Genomic DNA, 12350 nt, shown 5'->3' with positions numbered 1-12350 from the left:
CACCGTGACGGCCGGTTACCGCACCTGGTTATCCGAGGTCGAGAAGTTCCTCACTCAGTGCCCACAGCCGCGCGGCGTTGTCCCGGTCGATGGCATAGGGGAGTACGCCGAACGGGCCGGGAGTCACCGCCAGCACGTCGGTGTCCGGTACGTCGGACGTGTGCACTGCCGCGATGTCGACGTCCTCGCAGTACACCCCGCCGTACCCGTCGAGCTGTGGACTCACCGCGCACCACACCTGCGTCGCTGCGCCCTGCTCTACCGTCTTCAGCCCGCGCGCCGGGTCGATGATCGGCTCGTAGTTCTCGTCCAGGAACCCGCCCTGCCGCAACGTCTCGCGGTTCGAGTACCGCGCCAGGTGCGTGATGATGCTGCCGGGATGCACCGCGAACGCGCGGATCCCGTTGGCCCGTTCGCGCTCGTCCAGTTCGACCGCGAACAGGACGTTCGCCGTCTTCGACTGCCCGTACGCCAGGTACGGCGCGTACGTCCGGTGCCGGAAGTTCGGGTCGTCGAAGTCGACCGCGCCGTACCGGTGTCCGCGCGACGACACCGCCACCACCCGCGCCCCATCGGCCTGCCGCAACGCCGGCAGGAGCCGCGTGGTCAGCTGGAAATGCCCGAGATGGTTCGTCGCGAACTGCGACTCGTACCCGCGCGCGTCCCGGGTCAGGGGGTTCGCCATGATCCCCGCGCTGTTCACCAGCACGTGCAGCGCCCGCCCGCTGGCCAGGAACCTGTCCGCGAACGCGTCGATGCTCGCCGGATCGAGCAGATCGAGCTCGTCGACGACCACTCCTTCGACATCGGACAGCTCCCCGGTGGCGCGTGCGACGTCCCGCGCGGGGACGACGACCTCGGCCCCGGCCGCCCGGAAGGCGCGGACCGTCTCCTTGCCCAGACCGGAGTATCCGCCGGTGACGATCGCGACTTTCCCGTTCAGGTCGATGCCGTCGAGTACGTCGTCCGTCGTCGACGCCGCGGTGAATCCGGATCCCATTGGTGTTTGCATGTCTCCGACGCTACGAGCGTTGATCCGGACGCAGAATGCTTGAGAGTGCCGAATACTTGCGCGATAGTACGGAGATGGTCGATCCGCTCGCCGACACCCTCGCGCTCACCGAGGCGCACTGCCATGTCTCCCTCGGCTTCGAGGCAATCGGCGAGTGGGCTCTGCGGTACCCGGCCACTGGGCGCCTCAAGTTCACCGCAGCGGTCGAGGGCACCTGCTGGATCGACTTCGGCGCGGAGCTGCGGACCGGCCGGATCGAACTGGAGCCGGGCGATGTCGTTCTCTTCGACGGGCGGCACGAGTTCGTGAAGGGCAACTCGGACACCGTCCCGGTCGGGGACGCGGTCGAGGCGTTCGGTGCCGCAGACGGTCCGATCGCGCGGTTCGGCAGCGGCGTCGACACCGGCGTCGGTCCGAAGGTGGTCGGCATCGGCGGTCACGTGTCCCTGAACCGCACCGGCGAGGAGGTCCTGATGCGCGCCCTCCCGCCGGTCATCCACCTCCGCGCCACCGACGAACGCGCCGCGACGTTCCGCTGGTTGCTCGACAGGTTGTTGCGCGAGGCATCGACCACGGCGCCCGGTGCGAGCCTGGCCGCCGACGACCTCGCCCACCTGCTCTTCCTCGAGGCATTGCGCGCCTGCCTGGCCGAGGCCGAGTCGCTGCCGGTCGGCTGGCTCCGCGCGATCGCCGACGAACGGATCGCGCCGGCGCTTCAGTTGATGCACGAGCGACCCGGTCGCGCCTGGCAGCTCGAGGAACTGGCCCAGGCGGCGGCGATGTCGCGTACGACGTTCGCCGAACGCTTCCGCTCCGTCGCCGGCGTCCCGCCGCTGACGTACCTACTCAATTGGCGGATGCGCCTCGCCGAGCGGGCCCTTCGCGACGACGACCAGCCACTGTCCGCCCTAGCGCGCTCGCTCGGTTATACCTCTGACAGCGCGTTCAGCAACGCGTTCAAACGCGTCAACGGCGTTGCCCCTCGGCGCTACCGGGAGGCCGTTCGGGCAACGCGCGTCACCGACGATCCGGACGAGGCAGTCACGGCTTAGGCATGCCGTACGCGTGCTCGACGGTCATCGAGAACATCAACCGCTTGTCCTGCACCATCACCGCGCGGTACTCGTCCCAGTCCGGGTGCTCGCCGGACGCGGTCCGGTAGTAGTCGACGAGGTCCTCGACCACCGCGTCGTACGGCTCGGCGGCGACCGGGCTGAGGTCGGCCTTGCCCTCGAGTACGACGTACGAGCGGCCGCGGGGACCGTCGACGTACAGGCTGGCGCGGGGGTCGCGGCGCAGGTTCCTGGTCTTCGCCCGCCCGTCGGTGAGCGACACGCGCACACGCGTCCCGTCGAACACGTACGTCACGTTGGACAGCTGCGGCCGGCCGTCCCGCTTGATCGTGACCAGCACGCCGAGCCCGTGGGTCCCGATCCGCTCGAGGAGAGTTTCCGCCCGGCTCATCGGTTGCTCCAGGAGCGGGTGCACAGAACCAACCGGTACGAATCTGGATCCACGATTGTCACACCCCAAGTGTCCCAGTACGGGTTGCGCGACGGTACGACGGTTCCGCCGGCCGCGACGAGCCGCTCGACCAGGTCGTCCGGCTCCGGGCCGTCGAGGTAGAACCGCTCGATCGCCGCGAGGTCGGTGCTGGGCCGGGCGATCCTCATCTGAGTCATGCCAAGAACCCTAAAAGCTCAAGCGCCCTTGAATGCAAGGAAACCGCGAACGATGTCCAGCCAGCGATCCGGCGCCTTGCTGTGGATCCGGTGGCCGGCGTCGATCGTGGTGACGGTTGCCGTCGGCATCGTTTCCGCGACGAGGGGGAAGCGGGTCTGGTCCAGGTGGCTCTTGGGCCCGCCCGCGAGCAGCAAGGTCGGTGCTTGCACGGTCGGCAGTCCGGCCCACCAACTGGGCCGCGGGCGGCGGAGGTCTGCGATGACGTCTCGTAGGAGGAGGGGATCGCTTTTGCGTCGGGTCAGCCAGCCGGCCGCTAGCAGTGCTAGCGCGGGCATCGGGCGCGTGGTTGGTGCGGTGTCCGCGGCATCGCGTGGCGGAACCGGCAGTTCCTCGAGGACCAGGCGGTCGACTCGCTCGGGCTCGGCGACGGCAACTGCGCTCGCCACGAAGGCTCCGAGTGAGTTGCCGACAAAGGTCACGCGGTCCAAGCCGTCGAGTTCACGCAGTACCTGGTCCCGGAAGTCGTCGAGGCGGTACGGGCGGCGTCGTGGAGCGCTCCCGTGGCCCAGCAGCGTCGGACGGTGCACCCGATAGCCCAACGCCTCGAACTCGGGCACGAAGCGGTCCCAGGTCGACGGTCCGCTCGTACCTGCGTGCAAACACACCAGATCCCGCATTGGAGCTCCTCTCACACACTCACTAGAAATACGCCGGCCACCACCACGACCAGCCCGGCGACACGTGGCCGCTCGCGGAGCACGACTGCGCCGAGCAGTGCGCCGAGGACGACGTTCAGCGTCCGACCGACCGCAACCGTGCCGACCGAGGCGAACGACAACGCCAGCAACACCAGCCCGTAGCTGGCCGGCATCAACACCGCGATCGGTACGGCGGCCCGCCATGGCCGGACCGCGCCGCGGAAGTCGCGGACGATTGTCGACAACACGACGATCTGCGCCACGTTCGCGACCGCCAGATACGAGAGCACGTCGACCTGCAACGCGTCGACCGCGAACGCATCCCACAACGTGTACGCCGCCGTACACCCCGCCACCGCCAACCCGAGCGCGACGTTGCGCCGCTGTGAATGCGGTGGATCGAGGATCAGTACGCCGGCCAGCACCAGGGCGGCGCCGACGTACACCTGAGGATGCGGCGGCATCGCGGCGACCGTCACCAGCGCCGGCGCCGTACCCCGGCTGACCGGGTACACCGTAGAGAACTCCCCGAGCGCATACGCCTTCTGCAGCGTGACGGCGTACGTCGTGTGCAGCGCCATGCTCACCAACCCAGCCCACCAGACCGTCTGGAGTGAGCCGCGAACGAGCAGGACGATCGAGACGGGCAGCGTCAGCAGGCCGCACAGCCAGACGAACGCCGGACCGCCCAGGCCGCTGCGCTTGAGCAGCAGGTTCCAGGCCGCGTGGCAGCAGGCGGAGGCCGTCAGCAGGCCCAAGGCGATCACGTAGACAGTGTCTACAGGAATCCGATAGACGCTGTCTACTCGAACCTGTGGATCCGCTGAAGAAGGCCGCCGGATCCTGGCCCGGCGGCCGTGCGCTGGACACGATCGGGAGCATGACCGGGATCAGCGAGAGAGCCGTCGTGCGGCGGCTGAACGATCGGCTGGGCTTCGGGCCCGCGCCGGGCGACCTAGAGGCCGGCGTCGACGCGACCGTACGGCGCCTGCTCGGTCCGGGTGCGGATGCGGCCGCGGCGGCGATCGCCGTACCGACCGGGCTCGAGCCGCCGGCGAAGCCGAACAAGCAGGACCGGGACGCGAAGAAGCCAGGCCAGGATGCGGAGAGGAGCCCGGACGCGGAGAAGAGCCCGGACGCGGAGAAGGATCGGGACGCGAAGAAGGCTGCCAATCGGCAGCGGGCCGCGCAGGAACGCAAGCTGACGATCTGGTGGCTCGACCGGATGGTGGTGAGCCGGACCGCAGGGGAGCGGCTGACCTGGTTCTGGCACGGGCACTTCGCAACCAGCAACCAGAAGGTCCGCAACGCGGCCTGGATGCTGGCGCAGAACCAGACCCAGCGCCGGCTCGCCCTCGGCCGGTTCGGCGACCTCGCGCAGGCGATGATTGTCGACAATGCCACGATCCGATGGCTGGATGGTCAACGAAATCGCAAGGGTTCGCCGAACGAGAACCTGGCCCGCGAGTTCATGGAGCTGTTCACGCTCGGCATCGGCCACTACCAGGAGGCGGATGTTGCACAGGGCGCTCGCTGCCTGACCGGGTGGGTGCTGCGGGAAGACGGCGCGACGTTCCAGCGCCGGCGGTTCGACTCCGGGACGAAGGCGGTGCTCGGCAAGACCGGCGACTTCGACGCGAAGGACTTCGCGGGGCTCGCGTTGGCACATCCCGCGTCGGCCGGGTTCGTGATCGGGCGGTTGTGGTTCCGGTTGGTGTCGGCGACGCCGCCCGATGCGGCCACGGTTGCCCGGCTGAATACGGCGTACGGTAGCAGCCGGGATGTGAGGTCGTTGCTGACGGCAATGGTTGGTGAGGCGGGGTTCCGCGATCCAGCGGCGAGTCTGGTGAAGCAGCCGGTGGAGTGGGCGGTCGGTTTGCTGCGGGCGCTGGGAGTGCGGCCGGGGAAGCTGGCCGAGAAGGAACAGACCAAGTTGCTCGCGGGGCTGCGGGGGATGGGCCAGTTGCCGTATCGCCCGCCGAGCGTCGGTGGTTGGCCGGCCGGTGCGAGCTGGCTGACCACGTCTGCCGGTGTGACGCGGCTGCAACTCGCGCAGCAGTTGGCGAAGAAGGCCGACCTGTCGATTGTCGACAACGCAACGGATCGAGTGAGCGCGGTCGGCGCACTGCTCGGTGTCGACAGCTGGTCCGAGCGGACCCGGTCGGCGCTGGCCGGTGTGAAGGATCCAGCGCAGCTGACTGCGGTCGCGGCGTGCGCACCCGAGTACGTCGTGAGCGGATAGGAGAATTGTGGACAATCTGACGAGACGACGGTTCCTGACGCTCAGCGGGGTGACCGCGGCTGGTGCGCTGGCCGCTGGGGCGACCCAGGTGAACTGGTCCGACCTGATGGCCGCGGCCGTCGACGATCCGCTGCCGACCGATCAGTCGGTGCTGGTCGTGATCACGTTGTACGGCGGGAACGACGGACTCAACACAGTCGTCCCGGCGGCGGATCCGGCGTACCAGAAGGCTCGGCCGGACTTGGCGTACGCGGGCGACGACGTGCTGGACCTCGGCGATGGGCTCGGGCTGAACCCGGGGATGAAGGGCCTGAAGGGGTTGTGGGACAGCAAGCGGCTCGCGATCGTGCGCGGCGTCGGCTATCCGGAGCCCGATCGCAGTCACTTCCGGTCGATGGCGATCTGGCAGACGGCGTCGCCGAAGTCGCCGGTACCGACCGGGTGGCTCGGCCGCTGGCTGGACGCGACCGGTGCGGACCCGCTGCGGGCGGTCTCCGTCGAGCCGACCTTGCCGCCGTTGCTCGCCGGCGAGACCACGGCCGCAGCATCGCTGCCGTTGCGCGGGTTGGCTTTGCCTGGCGGCGCCTTAGGTACGGCGTACGCGGCGCTGGGTAAGCCGAGTCCGGGGGAGGGGCCCTGGCAGGCGCGGGCAGCCAAGTCGGTGCAGGATCTGCAGAACGCGGCGCAGGTGTTGGGGAAGGCGGTTCGGAGTGGTCATGAGCAGGAGGACGAGGACGACGAGGAGCGCACGAAAGGCGCGTCCGCGGGCGGTGCCTCGCAGCTCGGCGCGCAACTCGAACTGATCGCCGGGCTGATCGAGGCCGGCGTACCGACGCGGGCGTACTCCGCTTCCCTCGGCGGCTTCGACACGCATGCGGACGAACGCGGGACCCAACAGCGGTTGCTGACCGAGCTCGACGGTGCGCTGACGCCGTTCGTGCAACGGCTACAGCGGACAGACCGCGGGAAGAACGCCGTCGTCCTCGTGTACTCCGAGTTCGGCCGCCGCGTGCAGGCGAACGGCAGCGACGGCACCGACCACGGCACGGCCGGCCCGGTCTTCGTCCTCGGCGAGAAGGTGACCGGAGGCTTCTACGGCGAACAGCCCAGCCTGACGGACCTGTCGAACGGCGACCTGAAGTCCACCACCGACTTCCGCGACGTCTACGCCACAGTCCTCCAGCACGTCCTGGGCGCCGACCCCGCCCGAATCCTCGCCAACCACACCACCACCATCAACAACCTCCTCCGAACCTGACCCCCGCCCGACCCCAGCGCCCCCGCCCGCACCGCATTTGCCTGGCTGACCCAGCAAGTTGGGGGTTCCTGACCCGGAATCAGGGTGTGGAACCCCCGATTTGGCTGGTCAGCCAGGCAAATGCGGCCGCGGCGGGTCAGGTTTGGGGTGGGTCAGGTGGCGGGGCGAGGGGTGGGAGGTGGAGGTGGAAGGCGGCGCCTCGGTGGCCGTCTGGGCGGTCGGTGACGGTTAGGTCGCCGCCGTGAGCCTGGGCTACGCCGCGGGCGATCGCGAGGCCGAGGCCGGCGCCTTTGCTGTGGGGGCCGTGGACGAGGCGGGCGAAGATGCGGTCGCGGGCGGGTGGGGGTACGCCGGGACCGTCGTCCTCGACACGTACGCCGGTGGGAGCAACCGTGATGCGCAGTGTGTGGGCGCCGGCCTGGCGGGCGTTGTCGACGAGGTTGGTGAGGACCTGCGTGAGCCGGTCGGCGTCGGCGATGACCGTCGCCGAGCCGACGATCTCCACGCGAACGTCGGGTGCAACTAAGCGAAGGCGAGCGGCCTGCGTCTCGGCGAGATCGCCGAGGTCCACGGGCGCCAGATGTAGCTGGAGGCCGGCGTCGATCCGGCTGAGTTCGAGGAGGTCGGAGACCAGCGTGCCGGCGCGGCGGGACTCGCGAACCAACAACAACTCAAGCTCCTCACGTTGCGCGGCCGACGCCTCCGGACCGAGCTGGATCAGGGTCTCGGCAGCGGTTTGCAGACCTGCGACCGGAGTACGCAGTTCGTGTGCGGCATCGGCGACGAACTCCCGCATCCGGTCTTCCGATCGCCGCGCCGCGCCCTCAGCGCCTTCGAGGGCGTCGAGCATTTCGTCGAAGGCGGTTGCTGTGCGACCGAGTTCGGTGTCAGCGCGCGAGGGTTGCAGCCGCCCGCCCCGCCGTCCGGCCGCGATCGACCGCGCCAAACCGGTCATCGCATCCAACGGCGCCAACGCGAATCGCATCCCGATCACCAACGCGAGCGCGGTGATCAGAATCGCCAGCCCGCCGGAGATCAACAGGACGTTCCGCAGCCGGGCACTCGCATCGGCCAGCAACCCGGTGTCGGCGGACAGCAACAGCGTCGCGCCCTTCGTCTGCTGGCCGGCCTGAAGTGTGGCCTTCACCTGCCGGACGGTCCCACCCGGATCGATCGGCGGAGCACCGAGCTGCCGCCCGTTGCGCAGGATCAGCGTCACCCGGACCCCGTCGGCGTCCACCCGCCGTACCAAGTTGCCTGGTGCAACGTTCTGCCGCGCGAGCTGCTGCGCAAGTTGCGCACGCCCGGTGAGCAGCGAGTCGAGACTGCGCTCCGCCTGCGCGTCGAACACCGCCTTCACCGTCAGCCCGGTGATCGGCAGCACCACGAGCAGTACGGCGATAGCAGTCAACGTCACCCGCACCCGCAGCGACAGGTTCATGAGCGCAACACATACCCCGAGCCGCGGACTGTGTGCAGCAGGCGCGGGCCGTGCGCCTCCAGTTTGCGGCGGAGGCCGCTGACGTAGACCTCGACCAGGTTGTCCGCGTAGTCGTCGTACCCCCAGACCGCGGTCAGCAGTTGCGTCTTGCCGACCACCTTCCCGTCCCGTCCGGCCAGGAATGCGAGCAGCTTGAACTCGGTCGCCGTCAGTTCGATCGCCGTCCCGGCCCGGCGTACCGCTCGCGCCTCGACGTCCACCTCGAGGTCGCCCACCGTCAGCACGGTCCGCAGCCGTCCCATCCGGCGCAGCACCGCCTCCACGCGGGCGATGAGCTCCGCCAGGACGAACGGCTTGACCACGTAGTCGTCCGCGCCGGTCCGCAACCCGTGCAGACGGTCCCCGACGGCGTCGCGGGCGGTCAGCAGGATCACGCCCGCGTTCGACGTCTCACGAGCGAGCGTCAGCAGCTCGAACCCGTCCCGACCCGGCAGCATCACGTCGAGCAGGACCAGATCGGGCCGGTACGTCGCCAGCTCCCGTTCGAACCCGTCACCGTCCGGCCGCGTCCGTACGTCGTACCCGGCCTCGGTCAGCGCGATCCCGACGGCGGTCCGGATCGGTTCCGCGTCCTCCACCACGAGTACTCGCGCCGTCATCCGCCCATCCTCGCACCGGTCGCGAGCTGTCCCGCGACCCCGCAACGCGGATCCTCAGCACATCCTCAGCGAACACCCTGATCACTCTCCGTGTCTCGCCGCTCGAGACCCCCGGTTCGACGGGCCGGGGGAGTTGTGCATAGACTCGCTGGCATCATGCGGCACCAGCTTCTCCTCCTTCGCTGCCGCGGCGAGGCCTGTTAAGGCCGGTTCCCTCGCCGCGGAGTTCTGTCGTTCGCCGGTCGTCCAAGCGACCCTGTGCAGTAGACAGCTTCTCGAGGAGAACCCCCGTGGCACCGAAGAACCAGCCCAAGCCTGTTCAGCAGCCGTCCGGTATGCCGACCCACCGCTACCGCGCGTTCCCGCCGATCGACCTGCCCGACCGCACGTGGCCGGCCAAGTCCGTCGACCGCACCCCGCGCTGGCTGTCCACCGACCTCCGCGACGGCAACCAGGCGCTGGTCGAGCCGATGTCCCCGGCCCGCAAGCGGCGGATGTTCGACCTGCTGGTGAAGATGGGCTACAAGGAGATCGAGGTCGGTTTCCCGAGCGCCAGCCAGTACGACTTCGACTTCGTCCGGAGCCTGATCGAGGACGACGTGATCCCGGACGACGTGACGATCTCGGTGCTGACCCAGGCGCGCGAGGAGCTGATCGAGCGCACCGTGCAGTCCCTGCAGGGCTCGCCGAAGGCCACCATCCACCTCTACAACGCGACCGCGCCGCTGTTCCGCCGGGTGGTGTTCAACGTCGACAAGGCCGAGTGCCGCACGATCGCGGTCCGCGGCACCGAGACCGTGATGAAGTACGCCGACGAGATCCTGGGCGACTGCGAGTTCGGGTACCAGTACAGCCCGGAGATCTTCACCGGCACCGAGATGGAGTTCGCGCTCGAGGTGTGCGAGGCGGTCAGCGACGTCTGGCAGCCCGCCGAGGGCCGCGAGATCATCCTGAACCTGCCGGCCACCGTCGAGATGTGCACCCCGAACGTGTACGCCGACCAGATCGAGTGGTTCGGCCGCAACCTGACCCGGCGCGAGCACAGCACGATCAGCCTGCACCCGCACAACGACCGCGGTACGGCGGTGGCCGCCACCGAGCTGGCGCTGATGGCCGGCGCGGACCGTGTCGAGGGCTGCCTGTTCGGCCACGGTGAGCGGACCGGCAACGTCGACCTGGTGACGCTGGGGATGAACCTGTTCAGCCAGGGCATCGACCCGCAGATCGACTTCGCCGACATCGACGAGATCCGCCGTACGGTCGAGTACTGCACGCAGATGCGCGTCCCCGAGCGTCAGCCGTACGCCGGTGACCTGGTCTACACCGCCTTCTCGGGCTCGCACCAGGACGCGATCAAGAAGGGTCTGGAGGCGCTGGACAAGCGGGCCGCTGCCGAGGGCAAGCCGGTCGGCGACATCACCTGGGAGGCGCCGTACCTGCCGATCGACCCGAAGGACGTCGGCCGCAGCTACGAGGCCGTGATCCGGGTGAACTCGCAGTCCGGCAAGGGCGGCGTCGCGTACATCATGAAGTCCGAGCACCGGCTCGACCTGCCGCGCCGGCTGCAGATCGAGTTCAGCCGGGTGATCCAGCAGCACACCGACAACGAGGGCGGCGAGGTCGGCCCGCAGCAGATGTGGGACATCTTCGCGGCCGAGTACCTGGCGCCGGGCGCGCTGTCGCTGCTCAGCGTCAACTCGACGTCCGGTGAGGGCCAGGGCGACCAGCTCCGGGTTCAGGTCTATGCCAACGGCGTGCCGCACGAGTTGGTTGGCGAAGGCAACGGTCCGGTGTCGGCGTTCGTGGACGCGATCAAGCCGCTGAAGTACGACGTACGGGTGCTGGACTACCACGAGCACGCGCTTTCCGCGGGCGGTGACGCGCTGGCCGCTGCGTACGTCGAGTGCGAGGTCGGCGACGACGTGTTCTGGGGCGTCGGCAGGGACGCCAACATTCTCACTGCGTCGTTGAAGGCCGTGGTGTCTGCTGTCAATCGCGCCACGCGCTGACAGCGTTCGAATCTTCACTCCGAGTTGCCCGTCTCCGTGTCGGAGGCGGGCAATTCCTGCACGCCCCGGTACCGTTGCGTCACAGTCCGCAACGTTGTCTCAACGTTGCCTCAAGTCGTTGACTCGGTGACCGAGGTTGCGCACACTGTCGTCACTATGCGCAGATCCTTGCAAGACAGTGTTACTAAGTCGAGCTGATCAGGGTCTGCGCCACCGACTTTCCCTGGTAGTCGCGTGGAGGTGAGCAGTGAGTGGTGCGGTCGACACGTCCGCGACGAAGCTGATCGAAGGACCGGTCGTCGAACCGAGACCCTCGGCTGCTCGGCGTTTTGTCAACGCCTGGCTGGTCCGAAGACTCTTCAAGGCGGTCCTGACGGTCTTCATCGTCACCACCGGTACGTTCTTCCTGGTCAGATTGTTGCCCGGTAACCCGGTCGACACCTATATCCAGACGCAGATCGCGCAGACCGGTATCTCGTACGAGGCAGCCGCCGCACAGGCGAAGAACCTGTTCTCGCTCGACCCGGACGCCCCGGTGATCTCGCAGTACGCGACCTACATGGTCAACCTGCTGCACGGCGACTTCGGCAACTCGACGCTGTCGCCGGGCACCACAGTCGCGCAGGTGATCAAGACCTACCTGCCGTGGACGCTGTTCTCGGTCGGTGTCGCGACGGTTATCAGCTTCATCGTCGGCATCGTGGCCGGCATGATCATGGCCTACCGGCGGGAGAGCTGGTTGGACCACCTGCTGACGTCGATCGGCTCGTTGCTGCACGCGATCCCGAACTACATCCTGGCGATCCTGATCGTGGTCTTCCTCGGCGTGAAGTTGCAGCTGTTCAACCTGACCGAGGCCCGCGGCTCGTACACCGCAGGAGTGGAGCCGTCGTTCAGCCTGAGCTTCCTGAACGACATCTTCTACCACGCGTTCCTGCCGATCCTCGCCTACGCGCTGACCACGGTCGGCTCCTGGGCGCTGGTGATGAAGTCGTCCACGGTGGAGACCCTCGGCGAGGACTACGTGACGGTCGCCCGGGCGCGCGGTCTGTCGGACAACCGGATCCGGTCCGGGTACGTCGGACGCAACGCCGTACTGCCCCTGTTCAGCCAGCTCGCGGTGTCGCTGGGATTCGTGGTCGGCGGCGCGATCTTCGTGGAGAAGATCTTCGGCTACCAGGGCATCGGCTTCAGCCTCTTCAACGCGGTCAACGGCCGCGACTACCCGGTGCTGCAGGGGATCTTCCTGGTCGTCACGATCTCGGTGGTCGCGGCCAACCTGCTCGCGGACGTCCTCTACAGCCGCCTGGATCCGCGGATCCGGGTCGGCGGCAAGGCCAAGGGGTGA

General features: G+C 68.5%; 12 protein-coding genes. 5 read left to right on the top strand and 7 right to left on the bottom strand.

What is annotated here, in order from left to right; all coding sequences use genetic code 11:
* Window positions 1-28: 28 nt before the first annotated feature.
* The gene (locus tag EV649_RS04660) at window positions 29-1012 is read right to left on the bottom strand and encodes an oxidoreductase (RefSeq protein ID WP_130380837.1); all 984 of its coding nucleotides are present in this window, start codon (window positions 1010-1012) and stop codon (window positions 29-31) included.
* 74 nt (window positions 1013-1086) lie between these two features.
* Between EV649_RS04660 and EV649_RS04655 the strand changes: the two genes are divergently transcribed.
* Complete coding sequence (locus EV649_RS04655; RefSeq protein ID WP_198682301.1) at window positions 1087-2064, top strand: AraC family transcriptional regulator; 978 nt, start codon at window positions 1087-1089, stop codon at window positions 2062-2064.
* Here the strand turns inward: EV649_RS04655 and EV649_RS04650 are convergent.
* From EV649_RS04650 to EV649_RS40720, 4 genes are read right to left on the bottom strand one after another with little or no spacing between them, the layout of a single operon-like run.
* Complete coding sequence (locus EV649_RS04650) at window positions 2054-2476, bottom strand: PPOX class F420-dependent oxidoreductase (protein ID WP_130380833.1); 423 nt, start codon at window positions 2474-2476, stop codon at window positions 2054-2056. The genes EV649_RS04655 and EV649_RS04650 overlap by 11 nt on opposite strands.
* The gene (locus EV649_RS04645) at window positions 2473-2694 is read right to left on the bottom strand and encodes a hypothetical protein (protein ID WP_130380831.1); all 222 of its coding nucleotides are present in this window, start codon (window positions 2692-2694) and stop codon (window positions 2473-2475) included. Before EV649_RS04645 ends, EV649_RS04650 begins: the two co-directional genes overlap by 4 nt.
* A gap of 18 nt (window positions 2695-2712) precedes the next feature.
* Window positions 2713-3372 carry an alpha/beta fold hydrolase gene (locus EV649_RS40725; protein ID WP_157996170.1) on the bottom strand — a complete coding sequence of 220 codons (660 nt, stop codon included), beginning with the start codon at window positions 3370-3372 and terminating at the stop codon, window positions 2713-2715.
* 11 nt (window positions 3373-3383) lie between these two features.
* Complete coding sequence (locus EV649_RS40720; RefSeq protein ID WP_157996169.1) at window positions 3384-4160, bottom strand: hypothetical protein; 777 nt, start codon at window positions 4158-4160, stop codon at window positions 3384-3386.
* Between the two features lie 47 nt (window positions 4161-4207).
* Between EV649_RS40720 and EV649_RS04635 the strand changes: the two genes are divergently transcribed.
* On the top strand, window positions 4208-5635 hold the full coding sequence (locus EV649_RS04635; protein ID WP_241997706.1) for a DUF1800 domain-containing protein: 1428 nt from the start codon (window positions 4208-4210) through the stop codon (window positions 5633-5635).
* Window positions 5636-5642: 7 nt separating this feature from the next.
* On the top strand, window positions 5643-6893 hold the full coding sequence (locus EV649_RS04630) for a DUF1501 domain-containing protein (RefSeq protein WP_130380829.1): 1251 nt from the start codon (window positions 5643-5645) through the stop codon (window positions 6891-6893).
* A 136-nt stretch (window positions 6894-7029) separates the two neighbouring features.
* Here the strand turns inward: EV649_RS04630 and EV649_RS04625 are convergent, their stop codons facing one another.
* Complete coding sequence (locus EV649_RS04625; protein ID WP_130380827.1) at window positions 7030-8334, bottom strand: HAMP domain-containing sensor histidine kinase; 1305 nt, start codon at window positions 8332-8334, stop codon at window positions 7030-7032.
* Window positions 8331-8993, bottom strand: coding sequence for a response regulator transcription factor (locus tag EV649_RS04620; RefSeq protein WP_130380825.1), 663 nt, complete (start codon window positions 8991-8993; stop codon window positions 8331-8333). The genes EV649_RS04625 and EV649_RS04620 overlap by 4 nt, the downstream gene beginning before the upstream one ends.
* A gap of 335 nt (window positions 8994-9328) precedes the next feature.
* On the opposite strand from EV649_RS04620, the gene leuA reads away from it, so the two are divergent.
* Both leuA and EV649_RS04610 read left to right on the top strand, forming a co-directional pair.
* On the top strand, window positions 9329-11002 hold the full coding sequence (gene leuA / locus EV649_RS04615) for a 2-isopropylmalate synthase (RefSeq protein ID WP_198682445.1): 1674 nt from the start codon (window positions 9329-9331) through the stop codon (window positions 11000-11002).
* A 247-nt stretch (window positions 11003-11249) separates the two neighbouring features.
* Window positions 11250-12350: an ABC transporter permease gene (locus tag EV649_RS04610; protein WP_198682300.1), complete on the top strand. Its 1101-nt coding sequence runs from the start codon at window positions 11250-11252 to the stop codon at window positions 12348-12350.

The sequence above is a fragment of the Kribbella sp. VKM Ac-2569 genome (assembly GCF_004216905.1).
In the GTDB taxonomy this organism is placed as follows: Bacteria; Actinomycetota; Actinomycetes; order Propionibacteriales; family Kribbellaceae; genus Kribbella.
This window is presented reverse-complemented; position numbering and strand designations above follow the sequence as displayed.